The organism is Streptomyces tubercidicus, from assembly GCF_027497495.1.
Taxonomy (GTDB): domain Bacteria; phylum Actinomycetota; class Actinomycetes; order Streptomycetales; family Streptomycetaceae; genus Streptomyces; species Streptomyces tubercidicus.
In genome coordinates this window covers 5,850,265-5,874,105 of the sequence record NZ_CP114205.1, presented here as the reverse complement: position 1 = coordinate 5,874,105, position 23,841 = coordinate 5,850,265, and the positions used below count along the sequence as shown (strand labels likewise).

General features: G+C 68.4%; 23 protein-coding genes and 1 pseudogene. 3 read left to right on the top strand and 21 right to left on the bottom strand.

The features are described from left to right. The first annotated feature begins 175 nt into the window (after nucleotides 1-175). On the top strand, nucleotides 176-1,210 hold the full coding sequence (locus tag STRTU_RS25585; protein WP_159746379.1) for a trypsin-like serine peptidase: 1,035 nt from the start codon (nucleotides 176-178) through the stop codon (nucleotides 1,208-1,210). Nucleotides 1,211-1,300: 90 nt separating this feature from the next. Here STRTU_RS25585 and STRTU_RS25580 read toward each other — a convergent pair whose 3' ends face one another. Beyond that, nucleotides 1,301-1,915 (bottom strand): DUF6879 family protein, encoded by a 615-nt coding sequence (locus STRTU_RS25580; protein WP_159746378.1) that lies wholly within the window; start codon nucleotides 1,913-1,915, stop codon nucleotides 1,301-1,303. After that, the gene (locus STRTU_RS25575) at nucleotides 1,908-2,177 is read right to left on the bottom strand and encodes a hypothetical protein (protein ID WP_159747217.1); all 270 of its coding nucleotides are present in this window, start codon (nucleotides 2,175-2,177) and stop codon (nucleotides 1,908-1,910) included. The genes STRTU_RS25580 and STRTU_RS25575 overlap by 8 nt, the downstream gene beginning before the upstream one ends. Nucleotides 2,178-2,440: 263 nt before the next feature. On the opposite strand from STRTU_RS25575, the gene STRTU_RS25570 reads away from it, so the two are divergent. Continuing rightward, complete coding sequence (locus tag STRTU_RS25570) at nucleotides 2,441-2,851, top strand: hypothetical protein (protein ID WP_159746377.1); 411 nt, start codon at nucleotides 2,441-2,443, stop codon at nucleotides 2,849-2,851. A gap of 8 nt (nucleotides 2,852-2,859) precedes the next feature. Next, nucleotides 2,860-4,987, top strand: a pseudogene (locus STRTU_RS25565) (tetratricopeptide repeat protein). On the opposite strand, the gene STRTU_RS25560 reads toward STRTU_RS25565, so the two are convergent. The 19 genes from STRTU_RS25560 to STRTU_RS25470 form a co-directional block, all read right to left on the bottom strand. Further along, complete coding sequence (locus STRTU_RS25560; protein WP_159746376.1) at nucleotides 4,959-5,165, bottom strand: hypothetical protein; 207 nt, start codon at nucleotides 5,163-5,165, stop codon at nucleotides 4,959-4,961. The pseudogene STRTU_RS25565 and the gene STRTU_RS25560 sit on opposite strands and share 29 nt — an antisense overlap. Before the next feature lie 60 nt (nucleotides 5,166-5,225). Continuing rightward, complete coding sequence (locus tag STRTU_RS25555; RefSeq protein WP_159746375.1) at nucleotides 5,226-5,705, bottom strand: nuclear transport factor 2 family protein; 480 nt, start codon at nucleotides 5,703-5,705, stop codon at nucleotides 5,226-5,228. 64 nt (nucleotides 5,706-5,769) lie between these two features. Beyond that, on the bottom strand, nucleotides 5,770-5,988 hold the full coding sequence (locus STRTU_RS25550; protein WP_159746374.1) for an acyl-CoA carboxylase epsilon subunit: 219 nt from the start codon (nucleotides 5,986-5,988) through the stop codon (nucleotides 5,770-5,772). A 14-nt stretch (nucleotides 5,989-6,002) separates the two neighbouring features. Further along, nucleotides 6,003-7,574 (bottom strand): acyl-CoA carboxylase subunit beta, encoded by a 1,572-nt coding sequence (locus STRTU_RS25545; protein ID WP_159746373.1) that lies wholly within the window; start codon nucleotides 7,572-7,574, stop codon nucleotides 6,003-6,005. 53 nt (nucleotides 7,575-7,627) lie between these two features. After that, the gene (locus tag STRTU_RS25540) at nucleotides 7,628-8,434 is read right to left on the bottom strand and encodes a 4'-phosphopantetheinyl transferase family protein (protein ID WP_246241242.1); all 807 of its coding nucleotides are present in this window, start codon (nucleotides 8,432-8,434) and stop codon (nucleotides 7,628-7,630) included. Nucleotides 8,435-8,510: 76 nt separating this feature from the next. Next, nucleotides 8,511-9,398 carry an alpha/beta hydrolase gene (locus STRTU_RS25535; protein ID WP_246241233.1) on the bottom strand — a complete coding sequence of 296 codons (888 nt, stop codon included), beginning with the start codon at nucleotides 9,396-9,398 and terminating at the stop codon, nucleotides 8,511-8,513. 96 nt (nucleotides 9,399-9,494) lie between these two features. Continuing rightward, on the bottom strand, nucleotides 9,495-10,871 hold the full coding sequence (locus tag STRTU_RS25530) for an NDP-hexose 2,3-dehydratase family protein (protein WP_159746372.1): 1,377 nt from the start codon (nucleotides 10,869-10,871) through the stop codon (nucleotides 9,495-9,497). Between the two features lie 34 nt (nucleotides 10,872-10,905). After that, nucleotides 10,906-11,649 carry a class I SAM-dependent methyltransferase gene (locus STRTU_RS25525; protein ID WP_159746371.1) on the bottom strand — a complete coding sequence of 248 codons (744 nt, stop codon included), beginning with the start codon at nucleotides 11,647-11,649 and terminating at the stop codon, nucleotides 10,906-10,908. A 67-nt stretch (nucleotides 11,650-11,716) separates the two neighbouring features. After that, nucleotides 11,717-12,838 carry a DegT/DnrJ/EryC1/StrS family aminotransferase gene (locus tag STRTU_RS25520; RefSeq protein ID WP_159746370.1) on the bottom strand — a complete coding sequence of 374 codons (1,122 nt, stop codon included), beginning with the start codon at nucleotides 12,836-12,838 and terminating at the stop codon, nucleotides 11,717-11,719. 124 nt (nucleotides 12,839-12,962) lie between these two features. After that, nucleotides 12,963-14,450: an FAD-dependent monooxygenase gene (locus STRTU_RS25515; protein WP_159746369.1), complete on the bottom strand. Its 1,488-nt coding sequence runs from the start codon at nucleotides 14,448-14,450 to the stop codon at nucleotides 12,963-12,965. Nucleotides 14,451-14,482: 32 nt separating this feature from the next. After that, nucleotides 14,483-15,484 (bottom strand): dTDP-glucose 4,6-dehydratase, encoded by a 1,002-nt coding sequence (gene rfbB, locus STRTU_RS25510; RefSeq protein ID WP_159746368.1) that lies wholly within the window; start codon nucleotides 15,482-15,484, stop codon nucleotides 14,483-14,485. A 186-nt stretch (nucleotides 15,485-15,670) separates the two neighbouring features. Continuing rightward, entirely contained in the window at nucleotides 15,671-16,540 is an 870-nt protein-coding gene (rfbA, locus tag STRTU_RS25505) for a glucose-1-phosphate thymidylyltransferase RfbA (RefSeq protein ID WP_159746367.1), read from the bottom strand. A 112-nt stretch (nucleotides 16,541-16,652) separates the two neighbouring features. Next, entirely contained in the window at nucleotides 16,653-18,161 is a 1,509-nt protein-coding gene (locus STRTU_RS25500; protein ID WP_159746366.1) for an FAD-dependent monooxygenase, read from the bottom strand. A gap of 2 nt (nucleotides 18,162-18,163) precedes the next feature. Beyond that, the gene (locus STRTU_RS25495; protein WP_159746365.1) at nucleotides 18,164-19,108 is read right to left on the bottom strand and encodes an aromatase/cyclase; all 945 of its coding nucleotides are present in this window, start codon (nucleotides 19,106-19,108) and stop codon (nucleotides 18,164-18,166) included. A 34-nt stretch (nucleotides 19,109-19,142) separates the two neighbouring features. Further along, nucleotides 19,143-19,928 carry a 3-oxoacyl-ACP reductase FabG gene (gene fabG, locus STRTU_RS25490; RefSeq protein ID WP_159746364.1) on the bottom strand — a complete coding sequence of 262 codons (786 nt, stop codon included), beginning with the start codon at nucleotides 19,926-19,928 and terminating at the stop codon, nucleotides 19,143-19,145. 80 nt (nucleotides 19,929-20,008) lie between these two features. Beyond that, nucleotides 20,009-20,293 carry a phosphopantetheine-binding protein gene (locus STRTU_RS25485; RefSeq protein ID WP_159746363.1) on the bottom strand — a complete coding sequence of 95 codons (285 nt, stop codon included), beginning with the start codon at nucleotides 20,291-20,293 and terminating at the stop codon, nucleotides 20,009-20,011. Between the two features lie 75 nt (nucleotides 20,294-20,368). Further along, nucleotides 20,369-21,583, bottom strand: a complete 1,215-nt coding sequence (locus STRTU_RS25480; RefSeq protein WP_159746362.1) for a ketosynthase chain-length factor — start codon at nucleotides 21,581-21,583, stop codon at nucleotides 20,369-20,371. Next, the gene (locus STRTU_RS25475; RefSeq protein ID WP_159746361.1) at nucleotides 21,580-22,851 is read right to left on the bottom strand and encodes a beta-ketoacyl-[acyl-carrier-protein] synthase family protein; all 1,272 of its coding nucleotides are present in this window, start codon (nucleotides 22,849-22,851) and stop codon (nucleotides 21,580-21,582) included. The genes STRTU_RS25480 and STRTU_RS25475 overlap by 4 nt, the downstream gene beginning before the upstream one ends. Then, complete coding sequence (locus tag STRTU_RS25470; RefSeq protein ID WP_159746360.1) at nucleotides 22,848-23,177, bottom strand: TcmI family type II polyketide cyclase; 330 nt, start codon at nucleotides 23,175-23,177, stop codon at nucleotides 22,848-22,850. Before STRTU_RS25470 ends, STRTU_RS25475 begins: the two co-directional genes overlap by 4 nt. Nucleotides 23,178-23,841 lie beyond the last annotated feature (664 nt).

The window sequence follows — 23,841 nt, the reverse complement described above, 5'->3', positions numbered from 1 at the left end:
CTCCTCCCTCCCCCACAACCGCCGAATCCCGTACGACCCCTGCCCTCCTGCCGCTTCCGATGGCACCCTTACCTCGGATCCGCACCACTCGTCTGCCGGGGCCGCCCTCGCGCGGCCCCGTTCCCCACGACCGCGCGCGCCTGCCGCGCGCGGCTCCCCGCAGAAGGAGTCACGTGTGAGACGAACCACTCGCGTCATACCGGCAGTTGACGGCATATCGGCGCCGTACCCCGCACGCAGATCCCGGGCCGCCCTCGGCACCCTGACGGCCGCCGGTACGCTGCTCGCCCTCCTGCTCCCCACCGGCCAGGCCGGCGCCGCCACCCCACAGCCCGGCCACCGCACCGCCACCCCGCACACCACCCTCGGCGCCTACTGGACCCCGGACCGCATGCGCGCCGCCACTCCCCTGAACCTCGCCACACCCACGAAGAAGGCGCCCACGACCACGGTCCGCCGCAGCGCACCGCTCAAGGTCTCCCCCACCCTCCCCCAACTCCCCCGGGCTGTCCCGTCATCGCCCAACTCCCTCCCCCAGGCCGGCGGCCCCTGGACCGGCGGCGGCGCAGTCGTCAAAACCACCGGCCGGGTGTTCTTCACCTACCAGGGCCGCAACGCCTCCTGCTCCGGCGACGCCGTCACCAGCGGCAACAAGAGCACAGTGCTCACGGCCGGGCACTGCGTGAAGCTCCAGGGCGCCTGGCACACCAACTGGGTCTTCGTCCCCGGCTACCACGACGGCGAGGCCCCGTACGGCAAGTGGCCGGCGGCCAAAACACTCGCCACCCCCCAGTGGACGGCGAGCGAGGACATCAACTACGACGTCGGCGCCGCGGTGGTCGCCCCGCTCGACGGCAAGAAGCTCACCGACGTCGTCGGCGGCCAGGGCCTCTCCTTCAACTCCGGCTACAGCAAGCCGATGTACGCCTTCGGCTTCCCGGCAGCCGCCCCGTACGACGGCAGCAAGCTCATCTACTGCAGCGGCAACACCATCAAGGACCCGCTGTTCTCCCAGGACCACGGTCTCCCCTGCAACATGACCGGCGGCTCCAGCGGCGGCCCCTGGTTCACCACCTTCGACGAAAAAACCGGCACCGGCCTCCAGTCCTCGGTAAACAGCTTCGGCTACCAGTTCTGGCCCAACACCATGTTCGGCCCCTACTTCGGCGACGACGCCAAGAACCTCTACACCACGGCCCAGTCGTCGTGACCAAGCACCCGGCCTGACCCCAGACACAGGGGGCCGCACGGACGAGTCCGTGCGGCCCCCTGCTACTCAAGAAACCCGCGGCGTTGCGCGTCACCTATGAACGACGCTCGGTGGATCCAGTGACGCAATTTCCCGATGGAAGAACTCCAGGAAATCTTCGCCTCGATGGTAGAGCGTATCGAAGCCGGCGGAGGTTTCTGCAATCGCCGCTTGATCCGTGATGCGATTAGCTCCAGCCGCGTTTCCATCGTCGTCGTAAACCACCTCGTACATGACCTCATCGCCGAGGATCACTGCCTCTGGCACAAGGTGATCGGCTTCGATGTCTGAGATTTTGCGGGCGTCCATCACTCGGATGTTGCCGCCCAATTCCACCCGCAGGCGAAGCACGAACAGTTCCCACTGTACGTACGGAGTGACAGGGAATTCCACCACCCGGAGGCGGCGCTCCAGAATGCCGAGTTCCTCGGCCTTCCGGAGCTGGGCGGCGTAGATTTCGCGCTTCTCCTCGATCAAGGAGAGTGCGCTGTCCCATTCGCCGACGGCAAAGGCTTCCCAGCTGGGGAAACCTCGCTCCTTGAAGGACTGCCCACGCTCAAGCTTGTTCAAGAAGCGGATGCCGCTCTCATAGTGGCGGCGGAAGTCCTCGTGGTAGCTCGGTCGGTCCAGACGCTCTGAGATGCTGCCGTGGAACGACTCAAACATTGGGGATGTCCGGCTTCGCTGCGACCATCATGTTCCTTGGGATGACGACGAGGCGTTCGTCGCTCCCTACCGATACACCCTCCGGAAGGCTTTTCCCGAGCGAGTCTGTCAGGTCTCTGCCGATGATGGCGACATCTCCGTTCTCCAGCTCCCAGATATCAGGGCAGTCAGGGTTGTCCGTAGTATTCCCTAACTCCTGCGGGGATTTACCCAGACGCTTTTTGAATCGCGTTGTCGGGTCGGCTTCCCACGGCCTCGCCACAGCCACCACTCTCCTTCGGTCAATGTAGAGCTTTTTGAGCTTAGCGTCCGCAGCTCGACGCAGCTAGGGCACACACTGAGCCACGTGAGAAAATGACCATGGCATATGTCATAGGAAAATTACACCGAAGCTCGCTTGCCCGTTCAGTTTGGTGGGTGCAAACATGCTGGCCTTGGGCAGCCGGACGGGCCCGTGGCGTTGACGGTCCGCCTTATGGAACCATCGCCAAAATTTGGCGCAGTAGCGATTCCGCTGGGGGAACTATGGATCCGGAATTGACATCGTTCGCACAGACCGCTGGCACCACCTTGGTCACTCTGATGACAACCGAGGCCTGGCAACACACCCGCGACGGATTCACTCGTCTGTGGCAACGTCTGCAGCCTGACCGGGCGCACATGGTTTCCGGTGAATTGGATGCGAGTCGCGAGGAGGCGCTCCGCGCTCACTCGGCGGCCGACCAAGAGATGCTGCGTGAGCTGTGCTTGCAGTGGCAGGGGCATCTCCGCCGGCTGTTGCTCGCCCAGCCGGAGGCCGTCGAGGGCCTTCGCCGGTTGCTTGACGACGCCGGTTCGGAAGCCGCTACGTACGCGCCGGTCACTCAGCACGCCACCGCGTCCGAGCGGGCACGCGTCTATCAAGCCGGCCGAGACCTGCACATCACCGAACGATGAGAGGTGCGATGGACGGGCATGCCGAGGATGGCGGCCGCGTCTACCAGTCGTCGCGGGACCAGCACATCAGCGAGTACCACTACCACGGCAGCGGTGAACCCGGTCCGGCCGGCCCGGACTCGGTTCGGCGTCCGGCGGTGGGCCGAGCACCCGTGGTTCTGCGCGACCGCGCCGATGTGCTCGAACGCCTACGGGCCGGTGTCGTGGAAGGAGGGGACGGCCAGGCCTTCGTTCTTCACGGCATGGGAGGGTGCGGCAAGACCGCTGTCGCTTGCGCCTTCTTTCAATTCGCTACGGAGGTCGGCGGTCGGGTCGGGCTATGGGTGAACGCCTCCGACCGTGCGAGTCTGCGCTCCGGCATGCTCGCCGTTGCCGCTGACCGGGGTGCCACCGACGGGGAGCTGCTGGCCGCTCGCAACGGCCTGCGCCCTGGCGCCGATGTCGTATGGGAACACCTCGACCGGTCCGCCGAGCCGTGGCTGCTGGTGCTGGACAACGCGGATGATCCCGAGATCTTGAGGGATGGCAGCTGGCTGCGCACCAGCCCCCGCGGCATCGTCGTGGTCACGACGCGTCGTGCGGCTGCTCGCTGGTGGCCAGGAGCGGAGTTGCAACATATCGGGGTGCTGCCGCGGGAAGACGCCGCACGGGTGCTGTGCGATCTGGCGCCGCAGAGCGGCACGTTCAAGCAGGCTGCCGAGATCGCCGACAGACTCGGCCGGCTGCCGCTCGCGCTGACGCTGGCGGGTGGATTCCTGTCCCACCAAGTGCTCGACCCGTGGACGATGGACGCTTACCGGCGCCACCTTGAGGAAGGAGAACCTGTCGAGCTCATCGACCAAGGAGCTGACCTCTTGTCGGATGTAGACCCACGCCACCTGGTAGGGCGTACTTGGCAACTCACGCTCGACGCGTTCGAGGCGCGTGGCCTGCCCGAGGCAGTGACGCTGCTTCGCCTGCTGGCCCGTTTTGCTCCGGAGCCGCTGCCGCTGTCCCTGCTGAATCGTCCTGAAATCAGTGGCGTCCTCCCCCGGGCCCGTACGGAAACGGCGCTGCGAGCGTTGCTCGACCAATCGCTCACTGAACTGGTCAGCGTGGGCGTGCGATGTGTTCAGAGCCACGGCGTACTGCTCGACAGCGTCGCTTCCGCCACGCCATCGGACTGTCTTACCCGCCTCAACTCGACGGCGTGCCGACTGCTGGACGCCGCGGTTCCGCAACTGCCGGACGCCGGACCGGAAGACCCGCAGCTACGGCTGCTCAGCCCCCATGCCATCGCCTTGTTGCAGCGTGCCGCGACTCCCACGACCTTGGCCGATGTGGTGGGTATCGCGACGCGATTGGCCACTGCCCCGGCACCGTACGGGGGACTATCTGTCCGCCTGGGAGACCGCTCATGGTGCGGTGGCGCTTTCGGAGCAAACCCTTGGCCCGGAGCACCGCTTGGTGCTGGCTGCGCGTTCCCGGGCCGGCCGAGCGCTGTTCCGGCTGGGAAAGTACGCGGAGGCCGAGCCGCTGCTGCGCCAGGTCCGAAGCGAACAGGAGCGGCTGTTCGGAGCCCACGACCCGGACACGCTGGACAGTGGCCACGGACTACAACTGGTGCTGGGAAACCGCGGCCGGAAGGAAGAAGCGCTGTCCCTGCTCCAGGCCACGATCGCGGGCCGGCAGTCGGCTCTCGGGCCGGCACATCCCTTGACACTGCGTTCCCAGGCCAGCCTGCTGGCGATGCTGCCGGCGGCCGAACTCGAAAGGGAAGGTAACGCCGCACTCCTTTCCTTGCCCGCCGAATGTGAGCGGCACCTCGGCCCGGACCACACGGTCACGCTGGGAGCACGACATAACCATGCCTGGGCGCTTTATGTACTCGGGCACTTCGAGGAGGCCGATGAGGAGATTCGGCTGGCCGCGGAAACGTATGAACGCCGCTTCGGGCCCGATTACCCCATCGCGCTTTCGGCGCAACAGCTCTATGCCCGCATTCAAGACAAGCTCGGACGTTTCGAGGCAGCCGTGAGCCTGATGAACGATGTCGTGGAACGGCGGACGAACAGCCTCGGAGCTGATCACCCCTTTACGGCTGCCAGCCGGAAGGTGCTGGCGGAGCTCAAGGAGAATCGGCGAACGGCGCTCTGATTCCTTTCGCGGCGAGCAGTTGCGCGACCGGGTCGGGGCTGCCCGAGCTGTGCAGCTCCTGGACGAGCTCGCAGTTCCTGGTGATCCTGGCGGAGATCCATGCGCGAGCCGGAACCGGAGCGAAGTGCACGGCCAGTACCTCGGCCTCGCCCGCCGCCGCCACGCTCTCCTCGGGCACCAAGAGGGGTGGCCCTGCGGGACCTTACGGCCCCGCAGGGCTCTGCTTGCGTATTCAGGCTCAGATCTTGCCCGCCGGCGGATCGCCCGCGTTCCATACCAGGTCGAACTCGAAGGTGCGGATCCGCCAGCCCTCGTCCGTACGTACCGCCTCGGCCTCGTAGTGACCGCCGATGGTGAAGTGGCTGCCCGGCTCCTCGCGACGCCGCACGTGCACCGCCATCAGGTGCGCCGTGATCAAGGCGCGGTCGCCGTCCACCCGGATGTCGTAGTTGGAGCTGACGTGATGGGTCCGTTCGAATGTGGTGCGGGCCATCTTCTGGAAGGCCGTCAAGCCCTCCATCCCCCGGAACTCCCCCATGGGGAAGGTCAGATGGGCGTCCTGAGTGAAGACCGAGCCGAGCCAGGCGTCGCTGGCCCGGTCCTTGTCGAGATGCCGGACGTAACGGTCGCACAGTTCGGTGAGCTCGATGCGGTCAGTCAGCTCCTGCAGCCGGAGGCTGAGCGAGGGGAGGTCGTACTGCGGTGCGGTGGTGGCCATGTCGGTGTTCCTCGATTCGCGGATTCTTGATCGGGTTTTCGAGTCTTTGAGGTCTCGGAAGCGGTCAGGCCGCGCTGCGCCAGGTGCGCGGACCGTCGAATCCGGTCACCCGCTCGGGCCGTCGCCAGTGGGCGACCGCGCGCCTGCCGCGCGCCTGGTCGTCCGGTTCGACATCAGGGCCCAGGACGCGGGCGAGGAGCACCGCGGTCAGCGCTGCCAGTTCCTCGGGGGCGGGGTTCCCCTTCTCGATGCGCACCAGGGGCGCGGGGTACGGCTGTGTCATGGCAGCTCCTTCGCTCACTGGGGCGGGTTGCCGTGCTTGCGGCGCGGCAGGTCGGCGTGCTTGGTGGCGAGCATGGCGAGGGCGCGGCTGAGCACCGGCCGGGTCTCGCGGGGGTCGATGACGTCGTCGACCAGGCCGCGTTCCGCCGCGTAATAGGGGTGCACCAGCTCCTGCTTGTACTCCTCGATCTTGCTGTTGCGCATCGCCTCCGGGTCATCGGCCGCGGCGATCTCCCGTCGGAAGACGACGTTGGCGGCGCCCTCGGCGCCCATCACCGCGATCTCGTTGGTGGGCCAGGCCAGGGCGATATCCGCGCCGATGGACCGGGAGTCCATGACGATGTAGGCGCCGCCATACGCCTTGCGCAGTACCACCGAGATCCGCGGCACCGTCGCGTTGCAGTAGGCGTACAGCAGCTTGGCCCCGCGCCGGATGATGCCCTCGTGCTCCTGGTCCACGCCGGGCAGAAAGCCGGGTACGTCGACGAGGGTGACCAGCGGGATACTGAAGGCATCGCAGAACTGGACGAACCGTGCGCCTTTCTCGCTGGCCTTGATGTCCAGCACCCCCGCCATGGAGGCGGGCTGGTTGGCGACGATGCCGACGACGTGGCCGTCGATACGGGCCAGCGCGCAGACGATGTTGGGCGCCCAGGCCGCGTGGACCTCCATGAAGTCGCCGTCGTCCACGAGTTCCTCGATGACGGCACGGATGTCGTACGAACGGTTACCGTCGGCCGGCACCAGGTCGAGAAGCACGTCGCCCGCCCGGTCGGCCGCGTCGCCGCTCTGCGCGGACGGCGGGAGTTCCCGGTTGTTGGACGGCAGGAGGGAGAGCAGGTAGCGCACCTCGGCGAGGCAGGTCTCCTCGTCGTCGTACACGAAGTGGGCCACACCGGAGGCCCCCGCGTGGACGTCTGCGCCGCCGAGCCCGTTCTGGGAGATCTCCTCGCCGGTGACGGCCTTGACGACGTCGGGGCCCGTGATGAACATCTGCGAGATGTCTCGTACCGCGAAGATGAAGTCGGTCAGGGCCGGGCTGTAGGCCGCACCGCCCGCGCACGGACCGAGCATCACGGAGATCTGCGGGATCACACCACTCGCCCGGCTGTTGCGCTGGAAGATGCCGCCGTACCCGGCAAGCGCAGAGACGCCTTCCTGGATACGGGCGCCCGCGCCGTCATTCAGCGAGACCAGCGGGGCGCCGGCCGCGATGGCCATGTCCATGATCTTGTGGATCTTCTGGGCGTGAGCCTCGCCGAGTGCGCCGCCGAAGATGCGGAAGTCGTGGGCGTACACGAAGACCGTGCGGCCCTCCACGGTGCCCCATCCGGTGATCACACCGTCGGTGTACGGGCGCCTGGCCTCCAGGCCAAAGCCCGTCGCCCGGTGCCGGCGCAGCGGCTCGACCTCCGAGAAGCTGCCTTTGTCCAGGAGCAGGGCGATGCGCTCGTGAGCGGTCAGCTTGCCCTTGGCGTGCTGTCTCTCGGTGGCCTTCGGATCCGCGCCCAGGCGGGCGAGGTCCTTGCGCTCCTGCAGACCCCTCAGCCGGTCGGCGAGTGCTTCGGTGGTTGTTGCGGGCGGCATGCTGTTCCCCCACTGTCGTGACAGTCGTGCCTGTCGTATTGGCGTGTTCTCGTTCAGTGCCTCGCTCGCACGGCGGCGATCAGTTCGGTGGCGTCCTCGATGTACAGCCACTCCTCGGGCAGGTGGCGGGCAACGGTGCGGTGCGGTGCGTCCGCCCGCAGGGCGGTTGCCGCGACGTGGCCGTCCCCGACCCGCAGGTTGCGTATGCTCCACCCCTCGGGCCGGCCGGGGGTGCCGGGCCCGCCGGCGCCCAGGTAGTCGGTGGCCGCGCCGCGGCACAGTCCGGTGCCCAGGCCCTTGAGGTATGCCTCCTTGCGGACCCACAACTCGCCGAAGACGGCAGGAAGCCGCCCCTCCGGCAGCGCTGCCATCTCCCGGTGCTCGGCCGGGTGCAGCGCCGGCAAGCACGCCTGGGCCGACGCGACGGTGGGCAGCCGCTGTACGTCGACACCGAGCGGCGCGCCCGCCAGCCCGACGACCGCCATGCCGTGGCTGTGCGAGAGCGAGAAGTGGGGCCCCGTGGTGCCGGAGAGCACCGGCGGTCCGTGCTCTCCCGCGCAGCGCGGACATGGAGCCCGGCCCAGCCGCAGCCGGCCCGGCCGGATGCCGGTGTATGCCGACAGTAACCGCCGCAGCGCCACGTGCGCCGCCAGGTACGTCAGCCGGTCGCGCGGGCGACGGAACGCCGCGGCCTGCCGAGTCTCGACAGCGTCGAGGTCGCGGGTCGCGAGGGGCAAGGGACCGTCGTCGTCCGGTGGCACACGCAGCGCCCACACGTGCACCTCGCCCGCCCGCATGGCACCCGGTGCGGCCGGGTCCGGGAGGTGGACTGCTCCGCCGGAAAGGGGCTGTTCCGTCATGGGTTCCTGCTCCTCATCGGGGCACGTCGCGGTCAGCAGGCCAAAAGAGGCCGCGTCGGGGTGGAGGTGAGCGCCCTTAGCCGGCGGCGGCCACGCATTCCTCCAGGAAGGCGAGCGCACGTAGGTGGTACGTACGGGCCGCCCAGCCCAAGCTGATGTTGTGGCCCGCCTCGTAGAGGCGGTTGACGGTGAACCGCGGTGCTGAGGTGAGCCGGGCCCTGAGGTCGGCGACACATTCCTCGTCGTGCCGCCACCACGTCTCGTGCTCGGCGAATGTCAGCCGGACCGGTACGCGTACCTGGGCGGCCAGTTCGTCAAAGCATTGGGGCCAGCGCGCCGCTTCCGCACAGTCCAGGGAAGGCATCGGGGCGATCAAGGGGGCGCTGTCGCGGAAGGTGTGCGGCGGATAGAGGCGCAGGCGTCCCCAGTTGCGCGTCCAGTGTGCGTGCTGGTGGGCGTCGGGGAGATCGGCCGGGTCGACGGCGTAACGGTGGCCGCAGCCCGAGATGTCGAGTCCGAGCAGGGGTACTCCCAAGGGGTCCGCCGCGCAGGTGAACGCGAGTTTACCGCCGTAGGAGTGGGCAAGCAGGAACAGGCCCGCCCCGGTGGGCCTGTTGGCGAGGACGTCCGCCAGCACCGTACGCATCGTCACGGACTGTTCGGCCAGCGTCTGCCCCTGGGGCAGACGCCCGGCGGAGAGGCCGTAGCCGGGGCGGTCGACGGCGACGACGGTGTAGCCGAGCCGTGCGCCGAGGGTGAGCAGCGAGACGTCGGGGTGGGACTGACCGTCGAAGTAGCCGGCTCGCATACCCCCGCCGTGCACAGCGACGACCGTCGCCCGGGGAGTGCCCTCGGGCTCGGCGATCAGCGCCGACAGGGCGCCACCGACGCCGCCGTCCAGAGTGATCGCCCGGACTCCCGGGGACAGGGAGCCGGCGGCGGCCACTGCCGCGTCGGTGTTCACGCGGTGCGTCCGGCGGCCGGGAATGGGATGCGCGCGCGGCTCATGGTGTCCTCCTGAGGTGGGTGTGGGGCGACGGCCGCCGGGGCGGAGGTGTGCTCATGCCGGGTCATCGAGCCGTGCCGCACCCGAGTTGAGGCAGGCCAGGAGCGTCCGGGCCTGGACGTTGACGTAGTGCGCGTGCCCGGCCAGGTCGTTGAGCTGCCCGGGGGTGACCCACTGGAAGCCGGGCGGCAAGTCCAGCGGGGCCTGGGTCTCGTCAGCCCTTACGAAGAGATAGCGGATCTCCGCGTGCAGGAAGCGTCCGCCCTCCTCCGAGTGCAGGGCCTCGTACACGACACGTTCTGGACCGGCTTGCAGAACGGTGTCCAGAAACGGTGGGGCTTGAACGTCGCGCCAGTTGCCGGGGTCGCACTGGACGGTGGGACCCAGCTCGATGGTGTCGAGAAAGCCCGCCTCCGCCCTGGCACTGACCAGCAGATGGTGTACGCCTGCGATACGGCGGACGAGGAAGGCTGCCACCGCGGGCCCGGTCGGCTCCAGCAAGGGCTGCGACCAGCGGGCAACCTCGCGGCTGCCGGCCTCGACCGAGACGGCGACCAGCTCGAAGAAGCGCCCGTCGGGGCGGCCCAGCGAGTTTTCGTCGCGCTCCCAGTCCTTGAGGCCGGCGAGTGGCACGCGGTCGACGACCACGTCGTGACGGGAGCGTTCGAGGGTGACCCAGGACTGCACGGCCGCGTCCGGGAGGAGCGCGCCCTGCTCGGACCTGCCCATGGGGAAGCAGGCGATGACGGTACGTGAGTCCATGTTGACCACGTTGTCCAGGCGCAGCAGCTCGCCGATCTGGCCGAGGGTCAGCCAGCAGAAGTCGTCGTCCTGCGGCACCTGGTCGAGCGCCTCGACCAGTACGTTGCGGTTGGCCTTGCGGTAGAACCAGGAGCCGTGTTCCGACTGGAGTACGTCGAACACCACCCGGCCCCGTTCAGGGTCGGTGAAGTACTCCAGGTACTTCACGTCGGCACCTTTGTGGACCTTGGTGTAGTTACTCCGAGTGGCCTGCACCGTCGGCGAGAGCTGGAGGAGGTTGCGGTTGCCCGGCTCCATCTTGGCCTGCATCAAGAAGTGCAGGACCCCGTCGAACTCCTTGGCCACCAGGCCGAGGATGCCTACCTCGGGCTGCCGGATGATCGGCTGCTCCCAGTGGCGGAACGGACCCTCCCCGACCGTGACGGACAGCCCCTCGACGGAGAAGAACCGCCCGGTGCGGTGCGCCAGGTTCCCGGTGTCCTCGGCGAACGACCAGCCGTCGAGCTCAGCGAAGGGAATCCGTTCGACCTTGAAGTGGTGGGCACGGCGTCGCTCCTCCAGCCAGGCGGGGAAGTCGGCGGTGGAGATCCACGATCCGTCAGCCGCCGCTGACCGGGCAAGGCGCCCCGCGAGCACGTCATCTGCGCGGGGACGCAGGGCCACGCTCATGACCGCCCCGACCCGAAGCCGGCCCGCGCGCCGCTCATTCGTTGCCTCGTTTGACACCGACGAACAGGCCGTTGCCGTGGTAGTCACCTTCGACGTACTCGAAGGAGAACCCGGCCTGCTCGAAGGCCTTCTCGAACTGCTCGTGGCCGAACAGCGACAGCACATGGGTATCGGCGAAGCGCTGAATGCCCTTGCCAGGCTCGGCCACCAGGTAGTGGATGTCCATCCGGCTGGCGGTCTCGCTGTCGCGGACCGTGTGCGAGACCCGGGCGACGGTGCGGGCGTCGACGGTGGTGACGCTGCCGCCGACGTGGCCCGGGGTGAAGTTCTCCGGGAACCACCACGGTTCGATGACGAGGACGCCGCCGGGCACCAGGTGACGGGCGAAGGTGGCCAGCGTCGTGTCGAGCTCGTCCTGGCCGACCAGGTTCCCGATGGCCGCGAACAGGCAGACGACCGCATCGAAGTGGCGGCCCAGCTCGAAGGAGCGCATGTCGCCGCGCCGCACAGGTATCTCCGGCAGGTTACGGCGTGCCACGTCGAGCATGCCCTCGGTCAGGTCGATGCCCTCCACCACGGTGAAGTCCTCGGCGAAGTACTTCAGGTGGCCGCCGGTGCCGCACCCGACGTCGAGGACCGAGACGGCCTCGGGGTGTCGGGAGCGAATGTGGCGGGTGACGGCGGCGGACTCGCCGCGGTAATCCTTCCCCCGACCGCCGTAGATGGCGTCATAGATGTCACCGACGTCGTAGATGCCGATGTTCTCCTGGTCGATCATGTAGTGCCTTTCTCAGACGGCCGGGGCAGAGGCCGCGGTGCTGGTGACGCCGGGGGGATGGGGCGGGCTAAAGGACGGTCAGCACCTCGCGCAGCGCGTTGATGACCCGGTCCTGCTCCGCCTCGTCGAGCGAGGGGTACATCGGCAGCGAGAAGATCTCGCCGGCAAGCTTCTCGGTGACCGGCAGCGCCCCCTTCCCGTAACCGAGGTACGCGAAGCCGGACATGGTGTGGCAGGGCCACGGGTAGCTGATGTTCAGCGAGATGTCGTAGGTCTTGAGCGCCTCGATGATCCGGTCGCGCTCGGGATGACGGACCACGTAGACGTAGTACGAGTGGGTGTTGCCCTCGTTGGTGGCCGGCAACCGGAGAGCGCCGGGGCCCGTGAGGTCGCCGAGCTTCTCCTCGTAGCGGCGGGCGACCGCGTTGCGGCCGGCCACGTACTCGTCGAGTCGGCCGAGCTTACGGCGCAGAATCTCGGCCTGCACCTCGTCCAGCCGGGAGTTGTGGCCGGGGGTGCGGACGACGTAGTAGACCTTGTCCATGCCGTAGTAGCGGAGTTGACGCATGGACAGGTCGATTGCCTCGTCGGAGGTGACCACCGCTCCGCCGTCCCCGTAGGCCCCGAGGACCTTGGTGGGGTAGAAGGAGAACGCGGCCGCATCGCCCATGGTGCCGACGAGCTCGCCGTGGTGACGGGCACCATGCGCCTGGGCGCAGTCTTCGAGGATCTTCAGTCCGTGCTTGGCCGCGATCGCTTTGAGCGGGGCCATGTCGACGCTCTGGCCGTAGAGGTGGACCGGCAGCAGCGCCTTGGTGCGCGGGGTGATCGCCGCCTCAACGAGGGCGGTGTCGATCAGGAAGTCCGCCTCGCGCACGTCCACGAACACGGGCACGGCTCCCGTGCTGGTGATGGCCAGGACGGTGGGGGCCGCCGTGTTGGAGACGGTGATGACCTCGTCGCCGGGACCGATGCCCAGCGCCTCCAGGGCAAGCTTCAGCGCGTTGGTGCCGTTGTCGACACTCGTGCAGTAGCCCGCGCCGTGGTAGGCGGCGAACTCTGCCTCGAAGCCCTTGACGCTCTCGCCGAGCACCAGCTGGCCGGAGCCGAACACCTTCTCGACGGCATCGAGGATGTCGGCTTTCTCCTTCTCGTACTCCGGCAGGTAGTTCCATACACGCGTCGTCACTTTTGTACCTCCAGGTGCGGGTCGTACTGGTCCAAGGGGGACTGGTCCTGCGGAGTCAGGCGGTGGGCGTGAGCGGGCCGCGCACACCCGACAACCCGGGCTTCACGGGTGGCGCGAGCGGGCGCTAGAGCACGGCGGCCGGGCCGAACCAGCGCGTGAGCCCGGCTGTCAGCTGTCCGGCGTCCGCACCGGCCCATGCGACGTAGCCGTCGGGGCGGACCAGGACGCCGGCGGCGCCCGCGAACACGGCGGCATCATCCGGTTCAGCGGCGGTCGCCGTGACCGTGAGCACCCGGTCCTTCCAGTCCGCTGACGCCTGGCGCAGCACGTGATCGTCGGCGAGGTCGAGCAGTACGCCCTGGGCCGTGTGCAGCAGTTCGGCGCTGCTCCGTTCGCCGGAGGCGGTGCGCAGGGTGCGGTGCGGCAGCCGGCGTCCGAGCAGCGGGTGCCCGCCATCCGGGCCCTCGGCGCCGCCCATGTCGTAGCGGATGTCGAGACCGCTGACCATGCCCGCGAGGTGCTTCTTCACGTCGTCGTTCTCGATGAGTTCGGTGAGCAGCTCACGCAGCGGATCCGCCTCGGTGCCACCGAGGAACACCTCGCCCTGTGCGCGGGTGTTCATCAGGAGCCGCGCGCCGACCGGGTGCCGTTCGGAGTGGTAGGTGTCCAGCAGGCCGGGCGGCGCCCAGCCGTCCACCACGGCGGCCAGCTTCCAGCCGAGGTTGACGGCGTCCTGGATGCCGGTGCTCAGACCCTGTGCGCCGGCCGGCAGATGGATGTGCGCCGCGTCGCCGGCGAGCAGCACCCGGCCGCGCCGGTACTCGCCGGCCTGCCGGGTGGCGTCGGTGAAGGAGCTGACCCAGTCGGCACCGCCGCCCGATATGTCCTCGCCGGTCAGCCGCTGCCAGGCGGCGGCGACCTCGGCGAACTCCGGGGTCTCGCTGCGGCCGGCCGGCGGGGTGCCGCGCTCACAGGCAATGATGCGGTCCACCCCCTCGGCGAGGGGAGCCGCCATCACCATGCCGCCGTCCAGCCGTTCGCCCAGGAACCGGGGCCGAAGCTCGCAGCCGGTCACGTCGGCGAGGTACATGCCACGGGTGGCCGCGGTGCCGGAGAAGCTGAAGCCGGCCGCCTTGCGCACCGGGCTGTTCCCGCCGTCGGCTCCCACCAGGTAGGCGGCGCGCAGCTGTTGTTCGCCGTCGAGGGTGGCGACGGTGATTTCCACGCCGTCTTCGTCCTGCGCCAGATCGGTGAACTCCCAGCCCCGCCGGATTTCGGCTCCGAGCTCCAGCGCCCAGGTCTCAAGCACCGCCTCGGTCTGCGACTGTGGGATACCGCGCGCACCGAAGTGAGCGCCCTCAAGGACGGTGTAGTCGAACTGCAAGCCACCGAAGTGGCCCATAGGGCTGGTCTCCAGCCCGGGGAAGCGCGGGATCAGCCCGCGCTGTTCGAACGACTCCAGGGCGCGGGCGGTGAATCCCAGGCCGCGCGACTGCCCGGTGGGCCGCGGCAGGCGCTCGACGACGACGACGCTCGCGCCACCCAGCCGCAGTTCGCCGGCCAGCATCAGACCGGTCGGACCGGCACCGACAATGATCACGTCCGCGTCCATGGATATTCCCTCTCGGTTCTCGGCAGCACGCATCAGACGGCCCCGGCGGGTTCTACGGCCTCTGCGGCACGGTGCTTGACGGGCTTCCACCACTCGGGGTTGTCGCGGTACCAAGCGACGGTCTCCGCGATGCCTTCGTCGAAAGGGATGCGCGGCGTGTAGCCGAGTTGCTCACGGATCTTGGTGTCGTCCAGGGCGTAGCGCAGGTCGTGGCCCTTGCGGTCGGCGACATAGCGGATCATCGATTCGTCCTGGCCGGACAGTTCGAGAATCCGTCGGGTCAGGGAAAGATTGTCCAGCTCGTTGCCGCTGCCGACGTTGTACACCTCGCCGGCACCGCCTTGGGTCAGCACCAGGTGGAGGGCCCGGCAGTGGTCGTCCACGTGCAGCCACTCGCGCCGGTTGCGGCCGTCGCCGTACACCGGAACCGTGAGGCCTTCCAGCAGATTGGTGACAAACCTCGGGATGAGCTTCTCGGGGTGCTGGTACGGGCCGTAATTGTTGGAGCAGCGCGTGATGGAGACGTTCAGCCCATGTGTGCGCCAGTAAGAGCGCGCGATGAGGTCGGAGCCCGCCTTGGAGGCGGCGTACGGAGAATTCGGCAGCAGCGGCCAGGCCTCCGTCCAGGCGCCCTCGTCGATGGAGCCGTACACCTCGTCGGTGGACACGTGCAGGACACGCTCGACGCCACTGTGCAGGGCGGCCTCCAGCACGCTCTGGGTGCCCAGCGCGTTGGTGCGGACGAACTCGGCGCCGCCGTCCACGGAGCGGTCAACGTGTGATTCGGCGGCGAAATGCACGATCGCGTCGTGGCCGGGAAGCAATTCGCGCAACAGCGCACCGTCGCAGATGTCGCCGCGTACGAATTCCAGCCGGTCGTGCGCAGCGGGCAGGCTGTCCCGGTTGCCGGCGTACGTCAGCCTGTCGAGCACGGTGATTCGGGTCCCCGCGTCAGCGCCGTAGGAGCCGGCCAGCAGGGCGCGTACATAGTGGGAGCCGATGAAGCCGGCTCCTCCGGTCACCAGAATTTTCATGCCCCGGCCTCCGGCAATTCAGACGTCCGGCTGTGCCGCATTCCGTCGGGGCGATTCCCGGTTGCGACCGTAGTGAATATCTGCAGGCATTTATCGCCAAGGTCGATGGCAGGCATGACTGTTCCACTCCTCGAAAGGGATTTCCGCCTCGGGCGGACCGGGCCGCGCTCGGGGCGCGAAAGCTGTTCAGCCTGCGGCAGCGGTTTGCATGATGTACTGGCCGTATGGGGAGCTGGCCAGTCTGCGGCCGAGCCGGTGGCAGGCATCCTGGTCGATGAACCCCATTCGCCACGCGATTTCCTCTATGCAGGCGATACGCACTCCCTGGCGGTGCTCCAGGATCTGGACGTACTGGCCCGCCTCGGCAAGCGCGTCATGCGTGCCGGTGTCCAACCAGACGAAGCCGCGCCCCAGCTGGACGAGCCTGGCCCGGTCGCGCTCCAGGTAGACCCGGTTGACGTCCGTGATCTCCAGCTCCCCGCGCTCGGAGGGCGCCAGGTTCTTCGCGATCTCCACGGCGTCGTTGTCATAGAAGTACAGGCCCGTGACGGCCAGGTTGGAGCGCGGTTTGGCGGGCTTCTCCTCCAGGGAGATGAGATTGCCGAACGCGTCGATCTCGCCGACGCCGTAGCGCTCGGGGTCGCGGACCGGGTAGCCGAACAGCACGCAGCCTTCGACGCCCCGTGCGCTCTGCCGCAGCACCTCGCCAAAGCCCGGCCCGTGGAAGATGTTGTCGCCGAGGACCAGGGCCACCGGGTCGCCGCCGATGTGGTCGGCGCCCACGATGAAGGCGTCCGCCAGCCCCCGGGGCTTGTCCTGCTCCGCGTAGGTGAGGTTCAGCCCGAGATCCGATCCGTCACCCAGCAGTCTGCGGAACCCTCCCAGATCGTCCGGCGAGGAAATGATTTGGATATCGGTGATGCCGGCGAGCATCAGCACCGACAGTGGATAGTAAATCATCGGCTTGTCGTAGACGGGGAGCAGTTGTTTCGAAACTCCGAACGTGATCGGCTGCAACCGGGTCCCGAGCCCACCGGCCAGGATGATTCCCTTCACCTCTCTGCCTCCATGCAGTTCACGCGATATCCCGAAATGGAATCCAGTGGAAACCGGTTACAGGACCTTCGCGTTGCCGAGATTTTTCCAGGAAACTCAGCTCAGGCCGGTGTCAATTCCGGCAGGGCTCACCGAACCAGCGCCGCAGCGCGGTCGTCACCCCGTCCCACGCCGTTCCCACCCAGACGATGTGTCCGTCGGGTCGCAGCAGAAGGGCCGCGCCGACGGGCAACAGCCCGTCGCTCCTGGCCCTGGCCGTGGTGAGAGTGACCCGGTCCGTCCAGCCCGCCACGACATCCTCCGGCCGTGCCGACGACTCGCCGCCGGCGGCGACGCCGATGTCCAGGAGCAGGCCGCGTCCGGTGCGCAGCAGGACCGCCGTCCGGGTGTCTCCCTGAGCGGTCATCAGCTGACCGGTCGGCAGCCGTCGGCCGACCAGCGAATGGGCCCGCCGCGCATCCGGTGTGCCGACGTCGTAGCGGACATCGAGTCCGGAGATCTTCCCGGCAAGGTGCTCCCGTACGCCGCCGAGGGCGGTCAGTTCCGCCAGCAGCGCGCGCACCGGCTCAACTTCGGGGCCGCCGAGCAGCAGCCCGGCCTGCGCCCTGATGTTGGACAGTACCCGCCGGCCGGTCTCGTGCCGCTCGGAGTGGTAGCTGTCGAGCAGTCCGGCGGGTGCACGGCCGGTGACCTGTGCTGCCAGCTTCCATCCGAGGTTGACAGCATCCTGCAGGCCCAGGTTGAGGGCTTGTCCGCCGATCGGCATCTGCTGGTGGGCCGCATCACCGGCGAACAGGATCCGGCCATGACGGTAGGACTCAAGCTGCCGGTTGGCGTCGCCGAAGGCGTTGACCCACAGCGGAGTTCCGCAGCTGATGTCCTCCCCGGTGACCCGCTTCCACACGTCGGCGACCTCCTCGAACCGGGGCTCCCCGGTACGCGGAGCGACGATGGCACCGAACTCGTGCACCATCACCCGCGTGACCCCTTCGCGGGTGGCCGCGACGGCCAGCCCGCGCGCCAGCCGTTGGAATCGCCGGTTTGGAACGTCGATGCCCGCCACGTCGGCGCGCAGCATCTCCCGGCCGGAGTCCTGCCCGGGGAACCGGGCGCCGATCAGCCGACGCACCGTGCTGCGCTCGCCGTCGCAGCCGACGAGATAGCTGCCGCGTACACGCAGGGGGCCGCCGGGGCTGTCGGCCTCGGCCTCGACTCCCGCCTCGTCCACGGCCAGCGCACGCAGCGTGTACCCGCGCCGGATGTCGGCGCCGAGCCCGGCCGCCCACCGCTGGAGCAGCTCCTCCGTACGAGTCTGTGAGACCTTCCACTGGCCCGGGTGGGTACTGGGCAGCGTCAGGTCCAGCGGCAGTCCGCCGAAGTGCCCGCGAGGTTCGTCCGCCGGTGTGCCCAGCTCGTCGAGCAGGCCGCGGCTGTCGAAGATCTCCATCGTGCGGGCGTGCAGCGTCGACGCACGTGACTCGGTGGTGGGGCCGGGGCGGTCGTCGAGGACGACCACCTCGGCTCCGCCGAGCCGTAGTTCTCCCGCGAGCATCAGCCCGGCGGGGCCTGCTCCGACCACGATGACCTGGCTGTGCAGGGGTTGCTGACTGTCCGGCGTCATGGTCAGCGCTTCTGCTCGGCGTAGTCCTTGGCGTGGCCCAGCGTGGCCCGGCTGTTGGTGCTGAGCGCGGTCCGCACGTACGCGCGGGCGTCGTCCACCGTCGCGTCCGCACCGAGGATGCGTGCGATGTTGTCCGTATTGAGGACGACGGTGTGCTGCGAGGAGGCGGCGACGCCGTCCTCGTTCTCCACGAACGTCCAGTAGCCGGTGTGCAGGGTCATCAGAGCCGGGAGCGTCACCTGCTTGTAGGCGATTCTGTGGACCGGCCGGCAGACCCGGTAAGACATGGTGGTGTGCGTGGAGCCGTCCTTGGCTCGGGTGTCCATCTCCAGGATCTGCAGCCCCGGCGACAGCTCGTCGAGGCGTACGCTCGCCACGTGCGGCAGCCGCTCCTCCCAGCGGTCGGCCTCGTTGATGAAGTCGTAGACGTCCTTGGCCGCACCGTTGATCTGCACGGTGTCCTCGAAGGAGAAGGTCACCGCCTCGGCCGCGTGGGCGAATTCGACGTTGGCCTTCAGCGCGGCCAGCTCGGAGCGGGAGTTGCGATCGACGGCCTCGTCGATCCAGGCCAGGCTGTCCGCGTCGTCGTCGATCGCCCGGTAGTCGTGCAGCAGCCGGACACGGCACCGGGTCTCCGACACCGGCTCGATGATCCATGTACCGCCCATGGCGGCGACCGGCGGGGCCGGCACCTCCTGACGGAACGTGATGCGCAGGGCCTCGGCATCCAGCGTGCGACGCGAAGTCCAGTTCTTGGCCGTCCCGTTGGCGGTGGCCCAGATATGTATGCGCTCTTCGTTCTTGCCGTGGCCGTCGCGCTCGACGTAAATCGTGGGCGGGAAGATCCGCGGCCAGTTCTCTACCTCGGCGATCAGCCGGTAGACGGCGGCGGCCGGGGCCGAGACCGTGGTCTCGTGCTCCACCTCGCGCAGGCCCTGCTGCGACATGCTCGGTCTCCTCGGGTTCTGTGGAACGGACTGCTCAGAAGTTGCCCAGGCCACCGCAGACGTTCATGGCCTGCGCGGTGATGGAGGCGGCGGTGTCGGAGGCCAGGTAGCCGACCAGGCCCGCCACCTCCTCGGGGGTGGAGTAGCGGCCGAGGGGGATCTTCGACTGGAACTTGGTGAGGATCGCGTCCTCACTGGTGTCGTACGCGGCCGCGTAACCGGCCCGCACCCGCTGCGCCATCGGCGTCTCGACGTAACCGGGACAGACCGCGTTGACGGTGATGCCGGTCGGGGCGAGTTCGTTGCCGAGCGCCTTGGTGAAGCCGACGACGCCGTGCTTGGAGGCCGAGTAGGGGGCGCCGAGCACGACACCCTGCTTGCCGGCCGTGGAGGCGATGTTGATGATCCGGCCGCGGCTCTTCTCGCGAAGGCCACCGGTGGTCAGCACCTCACGTGTCATCCGAAAGACACTGTTGAGGTTGGTGTCGATAACGTCCTGCCACAGCTCGTCACTGATGTCGGCGGTGACACCACCTCCGGAGCGGCCCGCGTTGTTGACCAGGATGTCGACCGTTCCGAACTGGTCGACGGCTGCCTGGACAAACGCCTTGACGTCGTCGTTCGAGCGGACGTCGAGGGGGGCGCCGCCGGCCTCAAAGCCCTCCTCGCGCAACTGCTTGACGGTGCTCTTGACGTTCTCGGCACTGCGGGCGCCGATGAAGACCCGGTGGCCCCGGGTCGCCAGGAGCCGGGCGACGGCCAGGCCGATTCCGCTGGTGGCGCCGGTGATCAAGGCAACCTGCTTCTCCTGCTGCGACATGCTCTCTCCACTGGTGAGGTGCTGCGGATGTCCGTTACGGGGCCGGACGCACAACTCCGTCCGGCCCGTGACCACTTCGCTCAGGCGGGGACGGTCAGGTGGGTGTTGACCACCGCTATGAGGGCGCGTGGGGTGTCCGCGTCGGTCAGTGCGTCATCGTCGAGGGAGATGTCGTACTCGCGCTCGATCAGGCTGCCGGTCTCCAACAGCGCCAGCGACTCGTAACCGAGTGCCTTGAACGGCACGTCGAGGATGTCGCCGTCGAGGTCCACGCCCTCCTCCGCGCCGGCTCCGGCGAGCAGGATGCGCTTGAGGTCGTGGAGGGTGAATTCCTTGGTGGCCACGTCGGTCTTCTCTCTTTCCATGGGTGGATGGTCTGTTCTGCGGTACGAGCGCCGCCGGCCGCGACAGGTGAAGGCGGCGGGGGCGCTCGGGTGCGCTCAGTCGACGGCGCGGACCACAACGGCGGAGTTGAAGCCGCCGTGGCCGCGGGCCAAGACGAGTGCGGTGCGGACCTCGGCGGCGCGCGGTTGGGAGCCGACCAGGTCCAGGTCGTACTCGCTGGAGAGCTCGACGTTCACCGTGGGCGGGATCAGGCCCTCCTCCATGGCGAGCAGCGCCGCGGCGAGATCCAGCGGGGCGGAGCCCGAGTAGAGCCGGCCGGTCATGGTCTTGGGCGCCGTAACCGGCACACCGCGCGGCCCGAAGACCGCGGTGATGGCTTCGGCCTCGATACGGTCCAGCTCCGGCACGGCCGCCGCGTCCGCGAACACCACGTCGACGTCTCCGGGTTCGGCCCCGGCCTCAGCCAGGGCCAGTTCGACAGCCTTGCGGAGGCCGGGCTCACGCCCGCTCCCGGGCTTGGCGTCGATCGTCGCGCCGTAGCCGGAGATCTCGCCGTAGATCTTCGCGCCGCGCGCGCGGGCCGCGTCGGCGGACTCCATGATCAGGATTGCGCCGCCCTCACCGGCCACATGCCCGGCCGCGTCGGCGTCGAAGGGCAGGTAGGCGCGCGACGGCTCATGGCTGGTGCTCAGCCGGCCGCTCGTGAGCTGGGCGACCCAGCCCCACGGGCAGACCGACGCGTCGATGGCGCCGGACACGATCAGCTGGGTGCCCCTTCGAATCTGTCTGCGCGCCTGCGCCACCGCGTCCAAGCCACCGGCCTGGTCGCTGACGATGACGCCGCTCGGGCCCTTCATCCCGTTGCGGATGGATATCTGACCGCTGTTGACGGCGTAGAACCAGGCGAAGGACTGGTACGCACTGACGTAGCGGCTTCCCTGTCTCCACAGCTTCTGCAACTCGCCCTGGCCGAACTCGAATCCGCCCGACGAGCTGGCTGTGACGACGCCCATGTCGAACGCGTCCAGGTCCTCGGGGGTGACCCCCGCGTCGGCCAGCGCCCAGTCGGTGGCGACCAGCGCCAGCCGCGTCATCCGGTCGGTCTGCGGAAGCAGCCGGCTCGGCAGAAGATCCTCGGCCACGAAGCCGGGTACTTCACCGGCAAGCTGCGCCGGGTAGGACGAGGCATCGAAACGGGTGACCCGGGCGATGCCGCTCTTTCCGCTGCGGGTCGCGGCCCAGAAGTCGTGCGTACCGAGCCCGTTGGGGGCGGCGACGCCCAGACCGGTGACTACCACCGAGTTCGTCATGCCGCTCTCCTCTCAGGCCGGGCAAGCACCATCGCGCTCTGGAATCCGCCGAAACCACTGCCGACCGTCAGGACCGCATCGGTGAGCTGCTCGCGCGCCACCAGCGGCACGTAGTCGAGGTCGCACTCCGGGTCCGGGGTGTGCAGGTTGGCCGTGGGCGGCACCACGTTGTTCTCCATGGCCAGCGCGGACGCGGCGATCTCGATGGAGCCGATGGCACCGAGCGAGTGGCCGATCATCGACTTGATGGAGCTCACCGGGGTTCGGTAGGCGTGGTCACCCAGGCTCCGCTTGAAGGCGGCGGTCTCGTGGCGGTCGTTCTGCTTGGTGCCCGAGCCGTGCGCGTTGATGTAGTCAAGCTCCGTGGGATTCATCCGCGCCTCGTCGAGCGCGACGCGGATCGCCTCGGCCATCTCCGCGCCGTCCGGCCGCAGACCGGTCATGTGGTACGCGTTGGAGCGCGTCGCATAGCCCGCGATCTCGGCGTAGATGTGCGCGCCGCGCTTCTTCGCGTTCTCCAGTTCTTCCAGGACGAAGACGGCGGAGCCCTCGCCGAGGACGAACCCGTTGCGGGTGCCGTCGAAGGGGCGGGAGGCGTGCTCGGGGTCGTCGTGCCTGGGAGTGGTCGCCTTGATCGCGTCGAAGCACGCCATGGTGATCGGCGAGATCGGCGCGTCCGAAGAACCGGTGATCATGATGTCGGCGGAGCCTTCACGGATCAGCTCGACGGCGTGGCCGACGGAATCGATGCCGGAGGTGCAGCCCGTGGAGACCACGGCGCTCGGACCCTGCGCGCCGACCGCCCAGGCGACTTCGGACGCGAAGGAGCTGGGAACCAGGTAGTTGTACAGGTGCGGGACCGCATACCGGTGGTCGACCAGGTCGAGTCGGCCGCCGTCGCTGACGACGTTGTACTCCTCGTCGAGGCCCATGGTGGCGCCTACCGCGCTGCCGATGGTGACGCCGACGCGGTACGGGTCGTATGTGTCCAGGTCGATCCCGCTGTCGGCGACGGCGCCGCGCGCGGCGACCACCGCGAACTGCGCGGCCCGGTCCATACGCCGGATCTCCTGTGCGCTCAGGCCGTGTTCACGGGGATCGAAGTCGATCTCTGCGGCGACCCGTGAACGGAACGGGGTGGGATCGAAGAAGGTGATCCCCCGGGTGGCGGTGCGGCCTTCGGCCAGCAGGTTCCAGAAGCCCTCGGCCCCGGTGCCTCCGGGAGCCAGCACCTCGATGCCGGTGATGACCACGCGTCGGGCGGTCACGTGGACGACTCCCAGCTGTAGAAGCGGGTGGCCATCGCGTCCGCGGGCGAGCGCCAAGTGGCCGGGTCGTAGGCCTGGATGAACGGCTTCAGGTCTTCACTGATACGCACGAAGCGGGGGTCGGACTTCGCCTCCTCGATCAATTCGCCGCCGTTGTCGGCGTCGAAGTCCTGCAGGTGGAAGTACAGGCCCCGGTAGGCGAAGAGCTGACGCCGCCGTGTGCCCATCCGATCCGGCATCTCCGTGGCGTCGAACGCAGCGAACTGGCGGGCGACGTCGAGGCTCGCCTCGGGGTCCATCCGGGCCACGATCAACGTGCTGTGCATGGGTCATCTCTCCTCACGGCCGGACTGGTCCGGACGTCACGCGTGGGATGGGGACAACAAATGGGGACGGCAAAGGGACGGCAACGGCTCGTCTTCATTGCGGCGCGGCGATCGGGGCCGGCGCCCGGGCCGGTGCGAGACAGGGACATGAACGACGGCCGCCCGATGGCAGTGGGGCGGTGGCCATGCCCTGGACGTGGACTCGGCCGGTGCGCGGGTGGCGGGCTGGAGCGCCTGCTCATGGGCCGCACCGGTGACGATCAAGGTCCTCACCGTCGGCGATCCGGAACATCCCAGGCGCCAGGCGGTGCCTGGGAATTCTTCGGTGACCGGGCCGCGGGGCAGCCTGATCCAGGTCAGACCGGGCGGGGTGTCGTCGCCCCGAGCGAATTACTCGCCGGCCGCGCGGAGACCGACGCGAACTGCGAATTCGCCTCGGCCGGCGATGAGCAGCACCTTGGACACGAATGCGCCTCTAACGGATCCCTCACGCGTGTACCCCCGTATCCCGCAGGAACCTTCAGACGAAGCCCCGGAGACAGCGCACCGGAACTTGCTCCCAAGGTTCTTCGAATGGGAACGGCCAATCAATGCATGGGATTTCAGGAGTCGGTCAGGTTTCACAAGCAGTGCACGACTGCATCTGGGTTTGGTCAAGCGAATG

What these genes read in the sequence shown, in the direction of transcription:
- fabG (WP_159746364.1), bottom strand. Translation starts at nt 19,928, where the DNA reads ATGTCGCAGCAGGAGAAGCAGGTTGCCTTGATCACCGGCGCCACCAGC.
- STRTU_RS25545 (WP_159746373.1), bottom strand. Translation starts at nt 7,574, where the DNA reads ATGCCGCCCGCAACAACCACCGAAGCACTCGCCGACCGGCTGAGGGGT.
- rfbB (WP_159746368.1), bottom strand. Translation starts at nt 15,484, where the DNA reads ATGAAAATTCTGGTGACCGGAGGAGCCGGCTTCATCGGCTCCCACTAT.
- STRTU_RS25485 (WP_159746363.1), bottom strand. Translation starts at nt 20,293, where the DNA reads ATGGAAAGAGAGAAGACCGACGTGGCCACCAAGGAATTCACCCTCCAC.
- STRTU_RS25555 (WP_159746375.1), bottom strand. Translation starts at nt 5,705, where the DNA reads ATGGCCACCACCGCACCGCAGTACGACCTCCCCTCGCTCAGCCTCCGG.
- STRTU_RS25470 (WP_159746360.1), bottom strand. Translation starts at nt 23,177, where the DNA reads ATGCACAGCACGTTGATCGTGGCCCGGATGGACCCCGAGGCGAGCCTC.
- STRTU_RS25540 (WP_246241242.1), bottom strand. Translation starts at nt 8,434, where the DNA reads ATGACGGAACAGCCCCTTTCCGGCGGAGCAGTCCACCTCCCGGACCCG.
- STRTU_RS25530 (WP_159746372.1), bottom strand. Translation starts at nt 10,871, where the DNA reads ATGAGCGTGGCCCTGCGTCCCCGCGCAGATGACGTGCTCGCGGGGCGC.
- STRTU_RS25480 (WP_159746362.1), bottom strand. Translation starts at nt 21,583, where the DNA reads ATGACGAACTCGGTGGTAGTCACCGGTCTGGGCGTCGCCGCCCCCAAC.
- STRTU_RS25525 (WP_159746371.1), bottom strand. Translation starts at nt 11,649, where the DNA reads ATGATCGACCAGGAGAACATCGGCATCTACGACGTCGGTGACATCTAT.
- STRTU_RS25550 (WP_159746374.1), bottom strand. Translation starts at nt 5,988, where the DNA reads ATGACACAGCCGTACCCCGCGCCCCTGGTGCGCATCGAGAAGGGGAAC.
- STRTU_RS25495 (WP_159746365.1), bottom strand. Translation starts at nt 19,108, where the DNA reads ATGTCGCAGCAGGGCCTGCGCGAGGTGGAGCACGAGACCACGGTCTCG.
- STRTU_RS25580 (WP_159746378.1), bottom strand. Translation starts at nt 1,915, where the DNA reads ATGTTTGAGTCGTTCCACGGCAGCATCTCAGAGCGTCTGGACCGACCG.
- STRTU_RS25500 (WP_159746366.1), bottom strand. Translation starts at nt 18,161, where the DNA reads ATGACGCCGGACAGTCAGCAACCCCTGCACAGCCAGGTCATCGTGGTC.
- STRTU_RS25570 (WP_159746377.1), top strand. Translation starts at nt 2,441, where the DNA reads ATGGATCCGGAATTGACATCGTTCGCACAGACCGCTGGCACCACCTTG.
- STRTU_RS25515 (WP_159746369.1), bottom strand. Translation starts at nt 14,450, where the DNA reads ATGGACGCGGACGTGATCATTGTCGGTGCCGGTCCGACCGGTCTGATG.